Genomic DNA, 21,161 nt, shown 5'->3' on the forward strand with positions numbered 1-21,161 from the left:
CGCGCCCATATGCTGGCAAAGCTCACAGGTTGGTTGTTGTTGGGAATCGTCCGGTTGCTGACAGGCGCCCAGGCGCGCTGGTACGGTTGTCCGCCGAAGGCCGAGCAGCGCATCTATTTCGCCAATCACCAGAGCCACGCCGACCTCGTGATGATCTGGGCGGCCTTGCCCGAGGAGCTGCGCAGCATCACACGGCCGATCGCGGCGCGCGACTACTGGGCCAACACGCCGTTCAAGCGCTGGATCACGACCGAGGTGTTCAACGCGGTGTATGTGGAGCGTGCGGCGGCTGCGCCAGCAACGCCAGCGGCACCTGTCGCACCGGTCGAGGCCGAAGTCCCTCCGCCACCGATCGCACCGCCCGCACCGCGCGCTGCCGTGGCACCGCCAGCCGAGCGCATCGAGCCTTCGATGGAGCCGCTGCTGCCGATGTCGCTGCCCTTCGCCGATACGTCTGCCGAAGTCATGAACGAGGTGCAGAGGCAGCTCGACCTTCCTGCGCCGCCGCCTCCACCGCCACCCGCGCCTGAGCCGCCGCCCGTGGCAGCCGAGCCCGCGCCGCCGGTAGCCGACGCACCGCCCGTCGCCGACCCATTGGCTCCGCTCATCGAAGCCCTGCGCAGCGGCGACTCGATCATCATCTTTCCCGAAGGCACGCGCGGCCACACCGGCGAGCCGCAGAAGTTCAAGTCGGGCCTGTACGCGCTGGCGACGATGTTCCCCGATGTCGTGCTGGTGCCGGCGTGGATCGACAACGTGCAGCGCGTCATGCCCAAGGGCGAGATCGTGCCTGTGCCCATCCTTTGCTCGGTGACCTTCGGCGCGCCTGTTCGCGTCGAAGAAGGCGAAGAACGCCGCCCCTTCCTAGACCGTGCGCGTGCCGCCGTAATCGCCCTGCGCGACGTCTGACATGAACCAGTTCCTGCGCAGCCTCACCCCGACCCAGCAGGTCGCAGCCCTCTTCCTCATCGTCTTCGGCCTGCTCGTGATCGTGAGCACCACCGCTTTCTTCCTGACCTTCAGGGAAAAGCGCAACCCCGTGCACGACGCCGCCTGGCAGGCCGAACTGGCGCATTTCCGCGCGCTGCTCGGCACCACCTGGTTCATGGTGATCATCTTCTGGATCGGCTGGGCACTCGGCGAGACAGTCGCCACCGTGCTGTTCGCGCTGATCTCCTTCTTCGCACTGCGCGAGTTCATCACGCTCTCGCCCACACGGCGCGGCGACCACCGCAGCCTGATCCTCGCCTTCTTCGTGGTGCTGCCGATCCAGTTCTGGCTCGTGGCCACGGCGCGCTTCGACCTGTTCACCGTGTTCATTCCGGTCTACGTGTTCCTTGCGATGCCGGTGGCGAGTGCGCTGGCCAACGATCCGAGCCAGTTCCTGGAACGCAACGCCAAGCTGCAGTGGGGGATCATGGTCTGCGTCTACGGCATGAGCCACGTGCCGGCGCTGCTGTTGCTGAGCTTCCCGGGCTACGAAGGCAAGAGCGCCTTCCTCGTGTTCTTCCTGGTGTTCGTGGTGCAGACCTCGGTGCTGGTGCAGCACATCATCTCGCGCCGCACGCAGCGCCCGCCCTTTGCGCCCAACGTGAGCCGCAGCTTCAACTGGACCAGCTGGGGCATCGGCATCGTGGTGGCCAGCCTGGTGGGCGCGCTGTTCTCGTTCATCACGCCCTTCAAGTTCGGGCAGGCGCTCGCGGTGTCGGTCATCGCCTGCATCGCGGGCTCGATGGGCCACCTGGTGATGAAAGCGCTCAAGCGCGACCGCGGCATTCCCAACTGGGGCAAGAAGGGCGTGGGCGTGACGGGGGCCAATGGCCTGCTCGATCGCGTCGATGCGCTGTGCTTCGCCGCGCCCATCTTCTTCCATTCGATCCGTTGGTACTTCAACGCCTGACATGCGCATTCTCGGCATCGACCCCGGCTTGACGACCACCGGCTTCGGCGTGGTCGACGCGGACGGCCACGCGCTGCGCTACGTCGCCAGCGGCACCATCAGCACGCGGCACCTGGGCACCGGCAACCTGCCGGCGCGGCTGAAGGTGCTGTTCGACGGCATCGCGGAAGTCAATGCGCGCTACCAGCCGGATGCGTCGGCGGTCGAAATCATCTTCGTCAACGTCAATCCGCAATCAACGCTGCTGCTGGGGCAGGCACGCGGCGCCTGCGTGACCTCGCTGGTGAACTGCAATCTCTCGGTCGCCGAGTACACCGCGCTGCAGATGAAAAAAGCGGTGGCGGGCCACGGCCAGGCCGCCAAGGCGCAGGTGCAGGAGATGGTCAAGCGCCTGCTCGATTTGCCTGGCCTGCCGGGTGCCGACGCGGCGGACGCGCTGGGCATTGCCATCACGCACGCGCAGGTCGGCCGTTCGATGGCCCGGCTGGCGGAAGCGGCCGAGCTGTCGAAGTCGCATGCCGGCACCTACCGGCAGGGTCGTTCGCGCTGACCTGACAGAAGACAGCGGCCTATCGCCTGAAGTCCAGCCGCCCGCGGGTCCAGCGGCCATCGATCCGGTGGTTGTCGACGATCAGCCCCACCCACGGCTGCGTGATGGCCGGGTTGCCCAGGTTGATGTAGCGGCCCACGAGCTGGTGAAGGCCGACCTGGCGCACATCGAGCAGGGCCCGGCGCATGCCGTCGCTCCAGTCGAACAGGATGTAGATGCGGCCGATGGCCATCTTCACGCGGGCCTCGCCTTCCTTCCAGGCTGCGGCGGTGTCGCCGAGCACGGCCGGGTCCGCGCCACCGTTCCAGCGGCTCGACCAGTGGCCGCCGATCGATGAAACCTGTGCCCGGGAAGCCTGAGAAATGTGAGGGCCCCAGGCCTCGGCGTTCGCGTCGCTGGCCGCGCCATCGAGGCGCACGCTGGCGGCAAACAGGTCGATGTCTTCACCGTTCGGATCGGGTGCGTCCTGCACGCCGAACGGATTGCGGGGGACTTGAATGAAGGTGTTCATGGCGCCATCGTGCGCCGCTCGATCTCGCCCGGCATGCCGTTTCCGGACATGCGAACGAGAGCCGGAAAGCTACGCCACGCGCTCGGCGATCAGCACCGCGAAGAAGCCGAAGGCGGCCAGCAGCGTCCACTTGAGCACGATCCAGCCGAAGCGCCGGAACTTGACCTGCCCGGTGCCGGCATAGAACGCGAAAGACACGCCGGCCACCAGCAGAAGCAACAGGATGGCCCAGCGAAAAAGAAGCATGAGGTCGTGGGGTGGAAGCGGCGGCCTACCAGGCCCGCGCCACTTCGCTGAAACCGCGCGGTGCGCGCTTTTCGTCTTCGAAGGTCACGACTTCGTAGGCATCGCTGTTCGACAGCAGCTCGCGCAGCAGCTTGTTGTTGAGCGCATGGCCCGAGCGGAACGCGGTGTAGGCAGCCAGCAGCGGCTTGCCGATGATGTACAGGTCGCCCATGGCGTCGAGGATCTTGTGCTTCACGAACTCGTCGTCGTAGCGCAGCCCGCCCGCGTTGAGCACCTTGGTGTCGTCCATCACGATGGCGTTGTCCAGGCCACCACCGAGCGCCAGGCCCCTGCTGCGCATGTACTCGACCTCTTTGGTGAAGCCGAAGGTGCGCGCGCGTGCGATGTCGCGGCTGTATGAATCGGCGCCCAGGTCGAACTCCACGCGCTGGCCGGTGGAGTTGACGACGCGGTGATCGAAGTCGATCTCGAAGCTCAGCTTGAAGCCGTGGTACGGCTCCAGGCTCGCCCACTTCTCGTTGGCACCCTCGCCTTCGCGCACCTCGACCTTGCGCAGCACGCGGATGAAACGGCGCGGTGCCTTCTGCAGTTCGATGCCCGCGCTTTGCAGCAGGAACACGAAGGACGAGGCCGATCCGTCGAGGATCGGCACTTCGTCGGCCGTGATGTCGATGTAGAGGTTGTCGATGCCCAGGCCCGCGCAGGCGGACATGATGTGTTCGACAGTCTGCACCTTGGCACCGCCGGTGGAGACCGTGGACGCCAGGCGCGTGTCGGTGACCGCCTCGGCGGTCATGCGGATCTCGACCGGCTCGGGCAGGTCGACGCGGCGGAACACGATGCCCGTGTCGGCCGGGGCCGGCCGCAGGGTCAGTTCCACGCGTTGCCCGCTGTGAAGCCCCACGCCCACGGCGCGGCTGATCGACTTGAGGGTTCGTTGTTGCAGCACGCCGGGGATTTTAGGCGCGTGACGGGCGTGACGCCCCATTCCCCTCGCTATGGCACCGATAGACATGAATTCAATGGAGGCGCCCGACGATGGACGCAAGGGGCACGAAGCGTTCGCAGTGCGTAGAGCCGGCGCCAGTCCCTTTCAGGTCTTTGCCGAACCCCTTGCGAACCTTCGTGCCCTCTGCGTCCGGTCGAGTCCGCGGCCGGCGGCTTCCGAAGAAACCACCGGCAGCGTCCCTTTGATCAGTCAGCCTGGCGGCGCAGGAAAGCGGGAATCTCGAAGTCGTCCATGCCACCCGACGACAGCGCATCCACCTTGGCCGCAGCCATCGTGCGGTTGGTGCGCCACACGCTGGGAACCGCCATGCCGTCGTAGTTCGGCTGGCTGCCGCCACCGCTGCTGTGCGCATGGCCGGTGCCGCCGAGCGTGGGCACGGTGAAGCCGATGTTGTCGGTGCCGGTGCGGATCACTTCCAGCGTCGGGGCCTGGCGGCGGGCATCGGCACGCGACAGGCCCGTGGCCACCACGGTCACGCGCATTTCGTCGCCCAGGGCTTCGTCATAGGCCGCGCCGTAGATCACGTGGGCATCGGGCGAGGCGTAGGCGCGGATGGTGTTCATCGCGAGCTTCGACTCGTTCAGCTTCAGCGAACCCTTCGATGCCGTCACCAGCACCAGCACGCCCTTGGCGCCCGACAGGTCGATGCCTTCGAGCAGCGGGCAGGCCACGGCCTGTTCGGCTGCGATGCGCGCGCGGTCCGGACCCGCTGCGGCAGCGGTGCCCATCATGGCCTTGCCGGGCTCGCCCATCACGGTGCGCACGTCTTCGAAGTCGACGTTCACGCCGCCGTACTCGTTGATGATTTCCGAGATGCCGCCCACGGCGTTCTTCAGCACGTCGTTGGCGTGCGCGAAGGCTTCGTCCTGGGTGATGTCGTCGCCCAGCACGTCCAGCAGCTTCTCGTTGAGCACCACGATCAGCGAATCGACATTGGCTTCGAGCTCGGCCAGGCCGTCGTCCGCGTTCTTCATGCGGCGGCCGCCCTCCCAGTCGAAGGGCTTGGTCACCACACCCACGGTGAGGATGCCCATTTCCTTGGCGATGCGCGCGATCACCGGTGCGGCACCGGTGCCCGTGCCGCCGCCCATGCCGGCCGTGATGAACAGCATGTGCGCGCCGTCGATGGCCGCGCGGATTTCATCCACCGCGGCTTCGGCCGCGTCGCGGCCCTTGTCGGGCTTGCTGCCCGCGCCCAGTCCGCTGGTGCCCAGCTGGATGATCTTGTTCGCATTGCTGCGCGTGAGCGCTTGTGCGTCGGTGTTCGCGCAGACGAATTGAACGCCCTGCACACCGCGCTCCATCATGTGGGCGACCGCATTGCCGCCGCCACCGCCCACACCGATCACCTTGATCTGCGTGCCCTGATTGAACTCTTCGACTTCGATCATTTCGATGGTCATTTTTAACTCCTTGAATCTTGCAGTTGCCGTTATGTATCTATGAATATTTCTTGTGCTGTGACGAGATCAACGATGTGGTCGTCGTCGCGGTGGACCTGTTCGTCGCCATCGCTCATTGAAATGCAAAGGGGGACTGCTGCGCGCAAGCCAGAGTGGGGACTGGGTCATGGTCAGAAATTCCCCACGATGAAGTCCTTGAAGCGTCCGAACGCGGTCTTCACCGACCCGTTCTTCTGCGCGACCTTGAAGCCGCGCATGCGTGCGAAGCGGGCCTCTTCGAGCAGGCCCATGACTGTAGCGGCGCGCGGCTGCGCAACCATGTCGGACAGCGCGCTCGAATACTTCGGAATGCCACGGCGCACGGGCTTCAAAAAGATGTCTTCGCCCAGCTCGACCATGCCCGGCATCACCGCGCTGCCGCCCGTGAGCACCACGCCCGAAGACAGCACTTCTTCGTAGCCCGACTCGCGCACCACCTGCTGCACCAGCGAGAAGATTTCCTCGATGCGCGGCTCGATCACGCCGGCCAGTGCCTGCTTGCTCAGCATGCGCGGACCGCGATCGCCCAGCCCCGGCACTTCGACTTGCGATTCAGGGTCGGCCAGCAGTTGCTTGGCATAGCCATGCTCGACCTTGATGTCTTCCGCGTCCTTGGTGGGCGTGCGCAGCGCCATCGCGATGTCGCTGGTGATCAGGTCGCCCGCGATCGGAATCACGGCCGTGTGGCGGATCGCGCCGTTGGTGAAGATCGCCACGTCGGTGGTGCCCGCGCCGATGTCGACCAGCACCACGCCCAGTTCGCGTTCGTCTTCCGTCAGCACTGCCTGGCTCGATGCCAGCGGGTTCAGCATCAGCTGATCGACTTCGAGGCCGCAGCGGCGCACGCACTTGATGATGTTCTCGGCCGCGCTCTGCGCGCCGGTCACGATGTGCACCTTGGCTTCGAGCCGCATGCCGCTCATGCCGATCGGCTCCTTCACGTCCTGCCCGTCGATCACGAACTCCTGCGGCTCGACCAGCAGCAGACGCTGGTCGCTGGAGATGTTGATGGCGCGCGCCGTCTCGACCACGCGGGCCACGTCGGCGGGCGTGACTTCCTTGTCCTTCACCGCCACCATGCCGCTGGAATTGATGCCGCGGATGTGGCTGCCGGTGATGCCGGTGTAGACGCGGCTGATCTTGCAGTCGGCCATCAGCTCGGCCTCTTTCAGGGCCTGCTGGATGCTCTGCACCGTGGCGTCGATGTTCACCACCACGCCGCGCTTGAGCCCGTTGCTCGGCGCAATCCCGAGGCCGGCCAGCTTGAGTTCGCCGCCGGGCAGCACTTCGGCCACGACCACCATCACCTTGGCGGTGCCGATGTCGAGTCCTACGACCAGGTCTTTGTATTCTTTAGGCATTGAGATATGTCCTCGATTTCTCGATGAGCGCTACTTGATTCTTCTTGGGGCCTCGGATGAGACCGTGGTGACGCCGCGCAGCCGCAGTGCATACGCGTCGTTGTGGCGCAGATCGGCGCCTTCGACGTCGGCCACCGTTCGGTGGTACTGGCCCGCGACCTGGGTCACGGTCTTCAGGAAGCGCTGCAGGCGGGCCGTCACCTCCTCGCTCTGGCCCCGGCCCAGCTCGATCTCGGCACCGCTGTCCAGCACCACCTTCCAGCTTCCCCGGCTCGACAGCGAAAGCTCGTCGATGCTGAAGTCGTAGGGCTGGAACTGCGGCTGCAGCACGCGGTACATGCCGAGCACCTGCCCGGCCTGCTCGATCGGCCCGTCCAGGCGCGGCAGGTTGTCGTCCACCTCGGCCACGTTGGCCTCGAACACGTCGCCGAAGCCATTGATCAGCTTGGAGCCCGCTTCGTCGCCCCAGTTGGCCACCGGCACCTGCTCGGTCAGCGTCACGCGCAGCTTGTTCGGGAACTCGCGCCGCACCACCGCGCTGCGCACCCACGGCACCGACTCGAAGGCGGTGCGCGCACGCGCCAGGTCGATGGTGAAGAAGTTGCCGTTGAGCTGCGGCGCCACGTTGGCACGCAGCGTGACCGCGTTGTTGTGCGTGACCTCGCCGTCCACCTTGATGCCGCCGATGGGAAAGAAAGGCTGGCGCAGCACCCACCATGCGCCCGCCGCCAGCAGCATGAACGCCACCGCCGCGAATGCAAGATTCGCGACGATGTTCATGAGCTTGACGTCGAAGGGCGCGGGGATGCTGTCGGCCATGGCTATTGCGAACCTCCGGTGGCGTCGAGCGTGGCCGAAGCCAGCACCCGCAGGCACAGCTCTTCGTAGGCGATGCCCGCGGCGCGCGCCGACATCGGCACCAGCGAATGGCTGGTCATGCCGGGCGAGGTGTTCATCTCGAGCAGGAAGGGCTTGCGGTCGCTGGCGCGGATCATCACGTCGGCGCGGCCCCAGCCACGGCAGCCGAGCGTGCGGTAGGCGGCCAGCGTGATGTGCTGGATCTCGCGTTCCTCGGCTTCGGGCAGGCCGCTCGGGCAGTGGTACTTCACGTCGTCGGTGAAGTACTTGTTCTGGTAGTCGTAGGCGCCTTCGGGCGCGGCGATGCGCACCACCGGCAGCGCGCGCGCATCGAGCCCGTGGCCGAGCACGGCACAGGTCACTTCCTCGCCTTCGATGAACTCCTCGCACAGCACGTCGGCGTCGTACTTCGCCGACAGCGTGACGGCGTCCTGCATCTGCGAGTAGCCCTCGACCTTGGTCACGCCGATGGACGAGCCCTCGCGCGGCGGCTTCACGATCACGGGCAGGCCGAGCACGTCGGGCACGGCCATGATCTGTTCGCGGCTTTGCTGGTCGAAGGCCAGGCGCACGTACTTGGGCGTCGGCAGGCCGTCGGCCTGCCAGATGCGCTTGGTCATGACCTTGTCCATCGCCACGCTCGAAGCCATCACGCCCGAGCCGGTGTACGGAATGCCCAGCAGTTCGAGCGCGCCCTGCACGGTGCCGTCTTCGCCATGGCGGCCATGCAGCGCGACGAAGCAGCGCGCGAAGCCTTCGCGCTTGAGTTCGAACAGCTCGCGCTCGGACGGATCGAACGCATGCGCATCGACGCCGCGCGAACGCAGGGCTTCGAGCACGCCGTTGCCGGACATCAATGAAATCTCGCGTTCGGCGGAGCTTCCGCCGAACAGCACGGCCACCTTGCCGAAGAGTTTTGGATCCTGAAGGCTCATGCAGCCCTCCCCTTGCGCGCACTGCGCTCCGATGTTGATGAGGACGGCGCCGCAACGGCGGCCGTGCCGAGTTCGACCACCTTGGCCGGCACCGCGCCGATGGACCCGGCGCCCATGCAGAGCACCACGTCGCCGGCACGGGCGTTGTCGAGAATGGCTTGGGGCATGGCGCCGATGTCGTCGACGAACACCGGCTCCACCTTGCCGGCCACGCGCAGTGCACGCGCCAGCGTGCGGCCGTCCGCGGCCACGATGGGCGCTTCGCCGGCGGCATAGACCTCGCCCAGCAACACCGAATCGGCCGTGCCGATGACCTTGACGAAATCCTCGAAGCAGTCGCGCGTGCGGGTGTAGCGGTGCGGCTGGAAGGCCAGCACCAGCCGGCGGCCCGGGAACGCGCCACGTGCCGCAGCGATGGTGGCCGCCATCTCGACCGGGTGATGGCCGTAGTCGTCGATCACGGTGAAGTGGCCTGCGGCAGCATCGCCCGGCACGCTCACTTCGCCATAGCTCTGGAAGCGGCGGCCCACGCCCTTGAACCCTTCGAGGCCGCGCTGCACGGCTTCGTCCGGAATGCCAAGCTCGACCGCCACGGCGATCACCGACAGCGCATTGCGCACGTTGTGCTCGCCCGGCAGGTTCAGCACGATGGGCAGGTCGGGCAGCGTCACGCCGTTGCGGCGCTGCGCCGTGAAATGCATCTGGCCGCCGACGGCGCGCACGTTGATGGCGCGCACCTGGGCGTCTTCGCCGAAGCCGTAGCTGGTGACCGGGCAGGTGACGTCGGCCACGATGTCGCGCACGGCCGGATCGTCGGTGCAAAGAATGGCCACGCCATAGAACGGCATGCGGTGCAGGAAGTCGACAAAAGCCTTCTTGAGCTTCGCGAAGTCGTGCCCGTAGGTCTCCATGTGGTCGGCATCGATGTTCGTGACCACCGCCATCACCGGCAGCAGGTTCAGGAACGAGGCGTCGGACTCGTCGGCTTCGACCACGATGTAGTCGCCGCTGCCCAGTTGCGCATTGGCGCCGGCGCTGTTCAGGCGGCCACCGATCACAAAGGTCGGATCGAGCCCGGCGGCGTCGAGCACGCTCGCCACCAGGCTGGTGGTGGTGGTCTTGCCGTGCGTGCCGGCAATCGCAATGCCTTGCTTCAGGCGCATCAGCTCGGCCAGCATCAGCGCGCGCGGCACGACCGGAATGCGCTTCTCGCGCGCGGCCAGCACTTCGGGGTTGTCCGACTGCACGGCGGTGGACGTGACAACCGCATCCGCGCCGACGATGTGCGCTGCCGCGTGGCCGACGAAGGTGCCGATGCCCAGGCCCGCGAGCCGGCGCAGCGTGGCGCTGTCGGACAGGTCGGAGCCGGTGATTTTGTAGCCCAGGTTCAGCAGCACTTCGGCGATGCCGCTCATGCCGGAACCGCCGACGCCTACGAAGTGAATGTGGTGGATCGCGTGCTTCATTTGGCAAGCTCCTCGCAGGCGCGGACGACGGCCTCGACGGCCTCTGTCTTCTGCATGGTCTTGGCCTTGGTGGCCTTGTCGATCAGCGCGGTGCGCTCTGTGTTCTGTAGCAAATCAGCCAGCAATTCAGGAGTGAGGTCGGCCTGCTGCACCAGCCAGCCGCCGCCCGCATCCACGAGGAAGCGCGCGTTGGTGGTCTGGTGGTCGTCGACCGCCGAAGGGAAAGGCACGAACAGCGCTGCTGCGCCGACGGCCGCGATTTCTGTGACGGTGCTGGCACCGGCGCGCGCGACGACGACGTCGGCGTCCGCATAGGCCTGCGCCGTGTCTTCGATGAAGGGCGTGAGTTCGCCCTCGACACCGGCGGCCGTGTAGTTGGCGCGCAGTTCGTCGATCTGCTTGGCGCCGCTCTGGTGCAGCACCTGCGGGCGAATGGCCGCATCGATGCGCGCCAGTGCTTGCGGCACCACGGTGTTGAGGCCGCGCGCGCCAAGGCTGCCGCCGACCACCAGCAACTTGAGCGGACCCGAGCGGCCCGCGAAGCGCGTGGCCGGATCGGGCTGCGAGGTGAATGCGGCGCGCAACGGGTTACCGACCCACTGCGCCTTCTTGATCACGTTCGGGAAAGCCGTGAACACACGGTCGGCCACGCCCGCCAGCACCTTGTTGGCCAGACCCGCGACCGAGTTCTGCTCATGCAGCACCAGCGGCTTGTTGAGCAGCACGCCCATCATTCCGCCTGGAAAGGTGATGTAGCCGCCCAGGCCCACCAGCACGTCGGGCTTGACGCGGCGCACCACGCGAAAGCTCTGCCAGAAGGCGCGCAGCAGCTTCAGCGGCAGCAGCACCAGCGTGAGCGGGCCCTTGCCGCGCACGCCACCGAACTGCACGGGCTCGAAGGCAAAGCCGCGCGGGGGCACGAGTTTTTCTTCCATGCTGCCGGGCGCGCCCAGCCAGTGCACGCGCCAGCCGCGCTCGCGCAGCGCTTCAGCCACGGCGAGGCCCGGGAAGATGTGGCCGCCGGTTCCGCCAGCCATGACGAGTGCGGTGCGCGTCATACGCGACCTCCCCGCATGAGCACGCGGTTTTCATAATCGATGCGCAGCACAATGGCCAGCGCCACCATGTTCATCAGAATGGCCGAGCCGCCGAAGCTCATCAGCGGCAAGGTCAGGCCCTTGGTCGGCAATGCGCCCAGGTTCACACCCATGTTGATGAAAGTCTGGAAGCCGATCCACACGCCGACGCCCTGCGCGACGAGGCCCGAGAACACGCGGTCCAGCGCGATCGCCTGACGGCCGATGTGCATGATGCGGCGCGTGAGCCAGAGAAACAGGCCGATGATCAGCAGCACGCCGATCAGGCCGAATTCTTCGCCGATCACGGCCAGCAAGAAGTCGGTGTGCGCCTCGGGCAACCAGTGCAGCTTCTCGACGCTGCCGCCCAGGCCCACGCCGAAGATCTCGCCGCGCCCGATGGCGATCAGCGAGTGCGACAGCTGGTAGCCCTTGCCCAGCGCGTGTTCTTCGCTCCACGGATCGAGGTAGGCAAAGATCCGCTCGCGGCGCCACGGGCTGCTCGCGACGATGCTGCCGAAGGCCACCACCACCAGCGCGGCAATCACGAAGAACATGCGCGCGTTCACGCCGCCCAGGAACAGGATGCCCATGGCGATCACGGCGATCACCATGAACGCGCCCATGTCGGGCTCGGCCATCACCAGCATGCCGACCACCACCACCGCGATGCCCATCGGCAGCACGGCGCGGAAAAAGCGCTCCTTGATCTCCATCTTGCGCACCATGTAGCTGGCGGCGTAGAGCACCATCGCGAGCTTGGCAAGCTCGGACGGCTGGAAGCGCATGAAACCCATCGGCAACCAGCGGCGCGCGCCGTTGACGTTGATGCCGATGTGCGGAATGAGCACGGCCACCAGCAACAGCAGCGATGCCACGAAGAGCCAGGGCGCGGCGCGCTCCCAGGTCTTCATCGGAATCTGGAAGGCCAGCAGCGCGGCGATGAAGGCGATCACCACCGAGGCCGCATGCCGCGTGAGGAAGAACGAGGCGCCGTAGCCGGCGCGCGCAAAGCGTGGGTTGTCGGGCAGCGCGATCGAGGCCGAATACACCATGATCAGGCCCCAGGTCAGCAGCGCGACCGTGACCCAGACCAGCGCCTGGTCGAAGCCCAGCACGCGCATCGGCGTGGCCTTGGTCTGCGAGATGCCGGCGCCGCCCAGCCGCACCGGCAGGTGCATCGGCAAGGCGTCGATGCCGCTGCGGGCACGCCTGAACCAGCCACCGAAGCGGCTGGTGCGGGTCTCCGGCGTGGCGCCTGCGGCAGCGGGGTTCAAACCTGGTCCTCCATCGATCCCGAAGCGGAAGACGACGGTGCGTCTTCCTCGGGGGCGTCTTGCTCAAGAAGGCCGCGCGGGCTGTCCGCATAGGCCTGCACGACCTCGCGGAACACTTCGGCGCGGTGCTCGTAGTCCTTGAACATGTCGAAGCTCGCACAGGCCGGTGACAGCAGCACGGCATCGCCGGGGTTGGCACGGGCGGCGCAGAGCTTGACGGCCTCTTCCATCGAGCCGGCATGCATCAGCGAAACGCCGGTCGTGGCCAGCGCGGCTTCGATGATCGGCGCGTCGCGGCCGATGAGCACCACGGCGCGCGCGTACTTGCGCACGGGTTCCGCGAGCGGCTCGAAGTCCTGCCCCTTGCCTTCGCCGCCGAGGATCACGACCACGCGGCGCTCTTCGCCAAGGCCGATCAGCGCGGCGACCGTCGCGCCGACATTGGTGCCCTTGCTGTCGTCGAAGTACTCGACCTCGTCCACGATCGCGATCGGCTCCACGCGGTGCGGCTCGCCGCGGTACTCGCGCAGGCCATAGAGCATCGGGCCCAGCGCGCAATCGGCTGCGCTGGCGAGCGCGAGCGCGGCCAGTGCGTTCATGGCGTTGTGGCGGCCGCGAATGCGCAACGCATCGGCGGGCATCAGGCGCTGGAAGAAGATTTCTTCTTCCACCACCGCACCGCGCTTGCGCTTCTGTGTTTCGTCGGCCTCCAGCGCGCGCACCAGCCAGGCGATGCCGTTGATGCGCTCGATGCCGTAGTCGCCGGGGCGCAGCGGCATCCCGGCGCCGAAGGTGACGTGGGCGCGAATCTGCGGGCGCTGCAGCTTCGCGCGCAGGGGCGGCGGCAGCATGGCCATCACGCCCGCGTCGTCGCGGTTCAGCACCAGCAGGCCGCGCGCGCCGAAGATGCGCGCCTTGGCCGCCGCGTAGGCCGGCATGTCGCCGTGCCAGTCGAGGTGGTCCTGCGTGAGGTTGAGCACGGTGGCGGCCGTCGGCTCGAAGCCCTGCACGCCGTCGAGCTGGAAGCTGGAGAGTTCGAGCACCCAGACGTCGGGCAGCGTGTCGGCATCGATGTGCGCGGACAGGGTGTCGAGCAGCGTCGGGCCGATGTTGCCGGCCACGGCCACGGTCTTGCCCGCGCGTTCGACCAGTTGGCCGGTGAGCGCGGTCACGGTGGTCTTGCCGTTGGTGCCGGTGATGGCGAGCACCGACGGCGTGTAGCCCTTGGGCGCCTCGGGCTCGACCGGTGGCGCCAGTTCGAGCTGGGGCGATTCTTCTTCGGCGGCGGCAGAGGCCGGATTGGTTGCGGCGAACTCGGCGATCTTGGCGACGAACTCGGCGGCTTCCTTGGCGGCCGTGGGAACGTAGGGCTTGCCGGTGGTCGGCAGGCGGGAGCCGGTGTTGGAGGCCGGTGTGGCAGCAATCGGCGCGTCTGGTGCGGCTTCCGCAACTTCCACCGTGGCGTCAGCGGTTTGCGATGCGGCTTCAGGCGCTTCGGCATTCGAGGCTTCTGGCGGCGTCGGGACGGCAACGCTCATCGACGGATCGCGCGGCATGGCTTCGGCCATGGCGGGGATGACCGGCTCGGGGCTGGCTTCGGTGACTTCGGGTGTTTCGACGGCCTGTGCTGGTTCGGCCGGCTCGCTCTCGCTCGGTTCGGTCGGCGCAACCGGTTCAGCCACGGGTTCGACCGCCTCGACCGGCACTGCCTCTTGAACAGCTTCCGGCGTTTCGACGACGGGCAGCGCTTCTTCCAACGGCAGTTGCGCCTGGGCTTCCGCTTCCACGGTCTCGACGGGCACTTCTTCAGCCACCGGCTCTGCCAGCACTTCAGGCTCGGCCGCGACCTCAGGCACAGGCTCGGCTTCCACCACCGGCACTTCGACCGTCCGTAGATCCAGAAGTGCACGCGCGAACAGATCCAGTTCGCCACCGACCGGCAACCCGACCGCGCGCGCCGCATCGGCCACCGGCGCGATGGTCGCGGGCGAAAGGCCCGGCGAGCGGTACACCGCGCGAATCGGCGTGCCATCGATCAGCGCGGCCGAGAACGGCCCGCCGACAAAAACGACATCGGGCCATTCCGCCTTCAGCGTCGCGAGCAGCGCGGGCGCCTCGCGCGTGTCGGCCACGGTCACGACCGCACCGTGGCGCGCGCACCAGCGCGCCATCGCCAGCCCGGACGCACCGAGGCCGAGGACGAGAACGGGGAGGTCTTTCAGATGCCGCATGTGCTTTTTCTTTTCAGCTCAGCGCAGCTTCAGCGTTGAAAGGCCCACGAGGCACAGCAGCATCGTGATGATCCAGAAGCGCACCACGACCTGCGTCTCGCGCCAGCCGCTCTTTTCGAAGTGGTGGTGCAGCGGCGCCATCTTGAGCACGCGGCGGCCTTCGCCGTAGCGCTTCTTCGTGTACTTGAAGTACATGACCTGCGCCATCACCGAGAGCGCCTCGACCACGAAGATGCCGCCCATGATGAAGAACACGATTTCCTGGCGCACGATGACCGCGATGGTGCCCAGCGCGCCGCCCAGCGCGAGCGCGCCCACGTCGCCCATGAAGACCTGCGCCGGATGGGTGTTGAACCACAGGAAGGCCAGGCCTGCGCCGGCCATGGCCGAGCAGAACACCAGCAACTCGCCCGAGCCCGGGATGTTGGGAAACAGCAGGTACTTGGAATACACAGCGCTGCCCGTGACGTACGCGAACACGCCCAGTGCCGAGCCCACCATCACCACCGGCATGATCGCCAGGCCATCGAGCCCGTCGGTCAGGTTGACCGCGTTGCTCGCGCCGACGATCACGAGGTACGTGAGGATCACGAAGCCGATGCCGCCGAGCGGATAGCTCACTTCCTTGAAGAAGGGCACCAGCAGGTTGATCTTGGGCGGAAAGTCGAGATCGAAGCCCGACTGCACCCAGGCGAAGAACAACTGCAGCACGCGCCAGTTGGAGCTTTCGGAAATGCTGAAGAGCAGATAGAAACCGGCCATGAGGCCGACCACCGACTGCCAGAAGTACTTCTCGCGCGAGCGCATGCCTTCGGGGTCCTTGCTCACCACCTTGCGCCAGTCGTCCACCCAGCCGATGGCGCCGAAGCCCATCGTGACCCACAGCACGATCCACACGAACCGGTTCGAGATGTCGAACCACAGCAGCGTGGCGAAGGCGATCGAGAACAGCACCAGCACGCCGCCCATGGTGGGCGTGCCGCTCTTGGTCAGGTGCGTTTCCATGCCGTAGCCGCGGATCGGCTGGCCGATCTTCAGGGCGGTCAGGCGGCGGATGACGTACGGGCCGGCCACGAGGCCGACCACGAGCGCCGTCAGCGCGGCCATCAGCGCGCGGAACGTGAGGTACTGGAAAACGCGCAAAAACCCGAACTCGGGCGACAGCGTTTGCAGCCATTGGGCCAGGCTCATCAGCATGTTGTGTTGCGCGGCTCATGCGTCATGACCGGCCTCCTTTTTGTTGTGGTTCTGCGTAGGCAGCAATCGCCTGCACCAGCCGCTCCATCTTCATGAAGCGCGATCCCTTGACGAGCACGCTGCCGACCTGCGGCAAGCGCGCGAGCACGGCCGCGGCCAGCGCGTCGTAGTCGTCGAAATGGCGTCCGTCCGCGCCGCCCTGAAACGCCGTGACAGCGTGGGCCGCAACGGTGCCGAGCGTGTAGACGGCGCCGATGCCGCGCTGGCGTGCCCAGTCGCCGACTTCGGCGTGGAACTCTGGCGAGCGGTCGCCCACCTCGCCCATTTCGCCGAGCACCAGCAGGCGCGGGCCCGGCAGGCCGACGAGCACGTCGATGGCAGCGATCACGGAATCGGGGTTGGCGTTGTAGCTGTCGTCGACCAGCGTGAGCGCATGGCCGTTCGGCAGCACGATCTCGCTGGCCTTGGAGCGGCCCTTGACCGGCTCGAAGGCTGACAGGCCCGCCGCGATGGTCTCGATGGCAATGCCGGCCGCGAGCGCGCAGGCGGTGGCGGCCAGCGCGTTGCCCACGTTGTGGCGGCCCGCGATGTGCAGGCGCGCGTCGAAGGCGCCCTGCGGCGTGCGCACGCGCACGGCCCAGGCGCCTTTCGTCCATTCAGCGCTGTCGAGCGAAATGTCGGCGGCCCCGTCTTCGCCGAAGGTCACGCAGCGACGGTTGCCGCCTTCGCGGGCCATGTCGGTCCACAGCGAAGTGAAGGTGTCGCCATACGGAAACACGGCCGTGCCGTCGTCGGGCAGCACCGCGAACACGGCTGCGTTCTCGATGGCCACTGCTTCGACGGTGGCCATGAATTCCTGATGCTCGCGCTGGGCGTTGTTGACCAGTGCGATGGTCGGGCGCGAGATGGCGGCCAGCCGCGCGATCTCGCCCGGATGGTTCATGCCGAGTTCGAGCACGGCGCGCTGGTGCGATGCGCGCAGGCGCAGCAGCGTGAGCGGCACGCCGATCTCGTTGTTGAAGTTGCCGGCTGTCGCCAGCGCGCGTTGGGCGTGGCTGGCAAACAGGATCGCCGCGATCATCTGCGTGACGGTGGTCTTGCCGTTGCTGCCGGTGACGGCGATCAGCGGCAGCTCGAACTGCGCACGCCAGCCCGCGCCGAGCGCGCCAAGCGCGGCCAGCGAGTCGGGCACTTCCAGGCCGGCAAGGCCGGCGGCTTCGAGGCCGTGGTGGGCAATCGCGGCAATGGCGCCCTGCTTCTTCGCATCGGCCAGGAAGTCGTTGGCGTCGAAGCGCTCGCCCTTGAGCGCGACGAACAGGTCGCCCGCGGCCAGCGTGCGGGTGTCGGTGTGGACACGGGCGATGACCGTCGACGGGTCGCCCACCAGGCGCGAACCCGGAATCCATTGCTGCGCCTGCGCGAGCGTCATGTTCAGCGGCGTCGTATCGCTCATGCGGCACCTCGCTGGGTCAACGCCTGCAGTGCATGCGCCTTGTCGGAAAACTCGATGCGCTGGCCGGCAATTTCCTGCCAGGCCTCGTGGCCCTTGCCGGCGATCAGCACCACGTCTTGCGGCGCGGCCTGCGCGAGCACGTCGGCAATGGCGGCGGCGCGGTCGGGCTGCACCTGGGCCGCCTCGGGGCGCGAGAGGCCGCGCAGCACCTGGGCAATGATCGCGTCGGGCTTTTCGCTGCGCGGGTTGTCGCTGGTCACGACCACGCGGTCGGCCTGGCGCTCGGCGACGGCGGCCATCATCGGGCGCTTGATCGGGTCGCGATCGCCGCCGCAGCCGAACAGGCACCAGAGCGCGCCGCCCCGCTGTCTGGCGAGCGGGCGCAGGCCGATCAGGGCCTTGTCGAGCGCATCGGGCGTGTGGGCGTAGTCGACCACGGCGAGCGGTGCGCTGGCGCCGTCGCCCAGCGCCACGCGCTCCATGCGGCCAGGCACGCTGGTCAGGTTGGCGCAGGCGGCCACGGATTGTGCGAGCGTCAGCCCCAGTGCGCGCAGCGTGCCGAGCACGCCCAGCAGGTTGGCGACGTTGTACTGGCCGATCAGGCCGGTCGACAGCCGCTCGACTGTTGCAGTGCCATGCTCGGCCACCGAGAACTGCAGGCCCTGCGCGTCATAGCCGACGTCGCGTGCCATCAGCCGCGCCGGATGGCCTTCGGCCGACACGGTCCAGACGTCGAGCGCGCCAATGCCGGCATCGACCAGGTTCGCGCACAGGCTGGCGCCGTGCACGTCGTCGATGTTGATGACCGCCGCGCGCAGGCCGGGCCAGCGGAACAGCTCGGCCTTGGCCTGCCAGTAGGCGTCCATGCTGCCGTGGTAGTCGAGGTGGTCCTGCGTGAAATTGGTGAACACGGCCACGGCGATGCGCGTGCCGTCGAGCCGGCGTTCGGCAATGCCGATCGACGAAGCCTCGATGGCGCAGGCACCGAAGCCGCCCGTGACCAGCGCGCGCAGTTCGCGCTGCATCATCACGGGGTCTGGCGTGGTCAGGCCGGTGTAGGTCAGCGCGGGCGGCACGCCGATGCCCAGCGTGCCCATCACGGCGCAGGGCGACGGCGCGCCGCGCTCCACGGTGCCGTCGGGCCGCATGGCGCGAACGCCGCCAGCCGCGCGCAGCGTGCCAAGCGATTCGGCCAGCCACCATGCGGTGGAGGTCTTGCCGTTGGTGCCGGTCACGGCCAGCACATCGAGCAGGACCGAGGGGTTGTCGTAGAAGGCCGAGGCGATCGGGCCGGTGCAGGCCTTGAGGCCGGGGTAGCTCACGATGCGCTCATCGCCATCGAAGCCGAAGGCCTCGATGCCTTCGTGCTCGACCAGGCAAGCCACGGCACCCTGCGCCAGCGCGGCGGCCACATGCTTGCGCCCGTCGGTCGCGGCGCCGGGCCAGGCGATGAAGGCATCGCCCGCGCCCACGGCACGGCTGTCGGCATGCAGCGCACCCTTCACGCGTTCCTTGAGCCAGAACGCCGCCAGTTGGGGAGAAGTGAATGTCAGCATGGTCAGAAGCTCTCGTCGACGCCCTGCGTCATCACAAGCGGTTTGACAGCCAGATCGGGCGCAACGTTCATCATGCGCAGGGTCTGCTGCACGACTTCGCTGAACACGGGCGCAGCGGCAAGGCCACCGAAATACTGACCGTCGGTGGGCTCGTCGATCATCACGGCGACGATGATTCGCGTCTTCTCGATGGGCGCCATGCCGGTGAACCAGGCGCGGTACTTGTTGCTGGCGTAGCCCTTGCCGACCTGCTTGTGGGCCGTACCCGACTTGCCGCCGACCGAGTAGCCGACCGTCTGGGCGCGCGTGCCGGTACCGCCGGGGCCGGCGGCCATCTGCAGCATCTTGCGCACCGCCAGCGCGTTGGACGGCGAGAACACCCGCACGCCGACCGGCGTTTCAGTGCTCTTGAGAATGGTGACCGGAATGATCGAGCCGTCGTGCGCGAACGAGGTGTACGAATGCGCCATCTGGAACAGCGACGCCGACAGGCCGTAGCCGTAGGCCATGGTGGCCTGCTCGACCGGCTTCCAGGTCTTCCACGGACGCAGGCGCCCGGTGACCGCGCCGGGAAACTGGATCTGCGGCTTCTGGCCGTAGCCGAGCGCCGTGTAGGTGTCCCACATCTCGTGCGGGGTCATCTTCTGGGCGATCTTGAGCGCGCCGACGTTGCTCGACTTCTGGATCACGCCCTCGACCGTCAGCGTGCCGTAGTTGTGGGTGTCGCTGATGGTGAAGCCGCCGATCTGGAAACGGCCGGGGCCGGTTTCGATCAGCGTCGAAGGCTTCACGCGGCCGGCTTCGAGCGCCATGCCGACGGTGATGGGCTTCATGGTCGAGCCGGGCTCGAAGGTGTCGGTGAGCGCGCGATTGCGCAGTTGCTCGCCCGTCAGGTTCTGGCGCTTGTCGGGCACGTAGCTGGGGTAGTTGGCCAGCGCCAGCACTTCGCCGGTGACGGCATCGAGCACCACCACGCTGCCGGCCTTGGCCTTGCGCGCGGTGACCGCGTCGCGCAGCTTCTGGTAGGCGAAGAACTGCACCTTGCTGTCGACGCTGAGCTGGATGTCCTTGCCGTCGAGCGGTGGCACGGTCTCGCCCACGCCTTCGACCACGCGGCCCAGGCGGTCCTTGATGACGCGGCGCGAACCGGCCTTGCCGGCCAGGTCCTTGTTGAAGGCCAGCTCGATGCCTTCCTGGCCGTTGTCTTCCACGTTGGTGAAGCCCACCACGTGCGCGGCCGCCTCGCCCTCGGGGTACTGGCGCTTGTATTCCTTGCGCTGGTAGATGCCCTTGAGGTTGAGCGCGGCGATCTGCTTGGCGATGGGTTCGTCGACCTGGCGCTTGATCCAGACGAAGGTCTTGTCTTCGTCTTCGAGCTTCTTGTCGAAATCCTTCTGCGACATCTCCAGCAGCTTGGCCACCTGCTTGAGCTTGGCGCGCACTTCGGGGTCGTCGCGCTCGATGTCTTCGGGAATGGCCCAGATACTGGGCGCCACCACGCTGGACGCGAGGATGAGCCCGTTGCGGTCGAGGATGCGGCCGCGGTTGGCCGGCAGCTCCAGCGTGCGGGCAAAGCGCACTTCGCCCTGCCGCTGGAAGAAGCTGTTGTTGAAGACCTGCACGTACGCGGCCCGGCCCGCCAGCATGACGAAGCCCAGCGCGATGCCGGCCACGATGAACTTGCTGCGCCAGACCGGCGTCTTGCTCGCGAGCAAGGGGCTGGTGGTGTAGCGCACGCTGCGGTTGCCGCGGCTCATCGTGCGGCCCTCCCCGTGGCGGGCTTGGGCGGCGTCACCGGCGGCAGCGGCGCCACGGCCGGAATCACCGAGCCGTCAGGGCGTACGTACTGCGTGATGGCCGGCGTGGTCGTGCGCATCTGCAGTTGCTCCTTGGCGAGCTTCTCGACGCGCAGCGGCGTGGCCTGGGCGCGCTTTTCAACCTGCAAGCGGTCGCGGTCGGTTTCGAGCCGGCGCGCTTCCTGCTGCACGCGGTCCAGCTCGGTGTAGAGCTGGCGCGACTGGTACTGCGTGTGCACAAGGTACAGCGCCGTCGCAATGACGGCCAGCAGCAGGAGCAGGTTGATGCGGGCCATG

General features: G+C 67.3%; 19 protein-coding genes. 3 read left to right on the top strand and 16 right to left on the bottom strand.

Features of this window, described 5'->3' with window-relative positions; translation table 11 throughout:
- Nucleotides 1–9 precede the first annotated feature (9 nt).
- From ACSFB7_RS07400 to ruvC, 3 genes are read left to right on the top strand one after another with little or no spacing between them, the layout of a single operon-like run.
- Nucleotides 10–909 (top strand): 1-acyl-sn-glycerol-3-phosphate acyltransferase, encoded by a 900-nt coding sequence (locus ACSFB7_RS07400; protein ID WP_435468572.1) that lies wholly within the window; start codon nucleotides 10–12, stop codon nucleotides 907–909.
- Between the two features lies 1 nt (nucleotide 910).
- Entirely contained in the window at nucleotides 911–1,900 is a 990-nt protein-coding gene (locus ACSFB7_RS07405; RefSeq protein ID WP_435468574.1) for a phosphatidate cytidylyltransferase, read from the top strand.
- A 1-nt stretch (nucleotide 1,901) separates the two neighbouring features.
- A complete protein-coding gene (gene ruvC, locus ACSFB7_RS07410) occupies nucleotides 1,902–2,450 on the top strand; it encodes a crossover junction endodeoxyribonuclease RuvC (RefSeq protein WP_435468576.1) in 549 nt (182 codons plus the stop codon).
- A 19-nt stretch (nucleotides 2,451–2,469) separates the two neighbouring features.
- On the opposite strand, the gene ACSFB7_RS07415 is transcribed toward ruvC, so the two are convergent.
- From ACSFB7_RS07415 to ftsL, 16 genes are all read right to left on the bottom strand, one after another.
- Nucleotides 2,470–2,961 carry a hypothetical protein gene (locus ACSFB7_RS07415; RefSeq protein WP_435468578.1) on the bottom strand — a complete coding sequence of 164 codons (492 nt, stop codon included), beginning with the start codon at nucleotides 2,959–2,961 and terminating at the stop codon, nucleotides 2,470–2,472.
- A 69-nt stretch (nucleotides 2,962–3,030) separates the two neighbouring features.
- Nucleotides 3,031–3,207 carry a hypothetical protein gene (locus tag ACSFB7_RS07420; RefSeq protein WP_187113953.1) on the bottom strand — a complete coding sequence of 59 codons (177 nt, stop codon included), beginning with the start codon at nucleotides 3,205–3,207 and terminating at the stop codon, nucleotides 3,031–3,033.
- Between the two features lie 25 nt (nucleotides 3,208–3,232).
- Nucleotides 3,233–4,156: a UDP-3-O-acyl-N-acetylglucosamine deacetylase gene (gene lpxC / locus ACSFB7_RS07425; RefSeq protein WP_435468580.1), complete on the bottom strand. Its 924-nt coding sequence runs from the start codon at nucleotides 4,154–4,156 to the stop codon at nucleotides 3,233–3,235.
- A gap of 245 nt (nucleotides 4,157–4,401) precedes the next feature.
- Nucleotides 4,402–5,619: a cell division protein FtsZ gene (ftsZ, locus tag ACSFB7_RS07430; protein WP_435468582.1), complete on the bottom strand. Its 1,218-nt coding sequence runs from the start codon at nucleotides 5,617–5,619 to the stop codon at nucleotides 4,402–4,404.
- Nucleotides 5,620–5,789: 170 nt separating this feature from the next.
- Complete coding sequence (gene ftsA, locus ACSFB7_RS07435) at nucleotides 5,790–7,019, bottom strand: cell division protein FtsA (RefSeq protein ID WP_093126106.1); 1,230 nt, start codon at nucleotides 7,017–7,019, stop codon at nucleotides 5,790–5,792.
- Nucleotides 7,020–7,049: 30 nt separating this feature from the next.
- Nucleotides 7,050–7,838, bottom strand: coding sequence for a cell division protein FtsQ/DivIB (locus ACSFB7_RS07440; RefSeq protein ID WP_435468585.1), 789 nt, complete (start codon nucleotides 7,836–7,838; stop codon nucleotides 7,050–7,052).
- Nucleotides 7,839–7,840: 2 nt separating this feature from the next.
- Nucleotides 7,841–8,812: a D-alanine--D-alanine ligase gene (locus tag ACSFB7_RS07445; protein WP_435468587.1), complete on the bottom strand. Its 972-nt coding sequence runs from the start codon at nucleotides 8,810–8,812 to the stop codon at nucleotides 7,841–7,843.
- Entirely contained in the window at nucleotides 8,809–10,278 is a 1,470-nt protein-coding gene (gene murC / locus ACSFB7_RS07450) for a UDP-N-acetylmuramate--L-alanine ligase (protein ID WP_435468589.1), read from the bottom strand. Before murC ends, ACSFB7_RS07445 begins: the two co-directional genes overlap by 4 nt.
- A complete protein-coding gene (gene murG, locus ACSFB7_RS07455; protein ID WP_435468591.1) occupies nucleotides 10,275–11,336 on the bottom strand; it encodes an undecaprenyldiphospho-muramoylpentapeptide beta-N-acetylglucosaminyltransferase in 1,062 nt (353 codons plus the stop codon). Before murG ends, murC begins: the two co-directional genes overlap by 4 nt.
- A complete protein-coding gene (gene ftsW / locus ACSFB7_RS07460; RefSeq protein ID WP_435468593.1) occupies nucleotides 11,333–12,631 on the bottom strand; it encodes a putative lipid II flippase FtsW in 1,299 nt (432 codons plus the stop codon). Before ftsW ends, murG begins: the two co-directional genes overlap by 4 nt.
- Nucleotides 12,628–14,862 carry a UDP-N-acetylmuramoyl-L-alanine--D-glutamate ligase gene (gene murD, locus ACSFB7_RS07465; protein WP_435468595.1) on the bottom strand — a complete coding sequence of 745 codons (2,235 nt, stop codon included), beginning with the start codon at nucleotides 14,860–14,862 and terminating at the stop codon, nucleotides 12,628–12,630. Before murD ends, ftsW begins: the two co-directional genes overlap by 4 nt.
- Before the next feature lie 18 nt (nucleotides 14,863–14,880).
- On the bottom strand, nucleotides 14,881–16,059 hold the full coding sequence (gene mraY, locus ACSFB7_RS07470) for a phospho-N-acetylmuramoyl-pentapeptide-transferase (protein WP_187113944.1): 1,179 nt from the start codon (nucleotides 16,057–16,059) through the stop codon (nucleotides 14,881–14,883).
- 22 nt (nucleotides 16,060–16,081) lie between these two features.
- Entirely contained in the window at nucleotides 16,082–17,512 is a 1,431-nt protein-coding gene (locus ACSFB7_RS07475; RefSeq protein WP_435468597.1) for a UDP-N-acetylmuramoyl-tripeptide--D-alanyl-D-alanine ligase, read from the bottom strand.
- Nucleotides 17,509–19,068 carry a UDP-N-acetylmuramoyl-L-alanyl-D-glutamate--2,6-diaminopimelate ligase gene (locus ACSFB7_RS07480; protein ID WP_435468599.1) on the bottom strand — a complete coding sequence of 520 codons (1,560 nt, stop codon included), beginning with the start codon at nucleotides 19,066–19,068 and terminating at the stop codon, nucleotides 17,509–17,511. Before ACSFB7_RS07480 ends, ACSFB7_RS07475 begins: the two co-directional genes overlap by 4 nt.
- A 2-nt stretch (nucleotides 19,069–19,070) precedes the next feature.
- A complete protein-coding gene (locus ACSFB7_RS07485) occupies nucleotides 19,071–20,825 on the bottom strand; it encodes a peptidoglycan D,D-transpeptidase FtsI family protein (RefSeq protein WP_435468601.1) in 1,755 nt (584 codons plus the stop codon).
- Nucleotides 20,822–21,160: a cell division protein FtsL gene (gene ftsL, locus ACSFB7_RS07490; RefSeq protein WP_435468603.1), complete on the bottom strand. Its 339-nt coding sequence runs from the start codon at nucleotides 21,158–21,160 to the stop codon at nucleotides 20,822–20,824. The genes ACSFB7_RS07485 and ftsL overlap by 4 nt, the downstream gene beginning before the upstream one ends.
- Between the last annotated feature and the right edge of the window lies 1 nt (nucleotide 21,161).

The organism is Variovorax raffinosi (assembly GCF_051216615.1).
In the GTDB taxonomy this organism is placed as follows: domain Bacteria; phylum Pseudomonadota; class Gammaproteobacteria; order Burkholderiales; family Burkholderiaceae_C; genus Variovorax.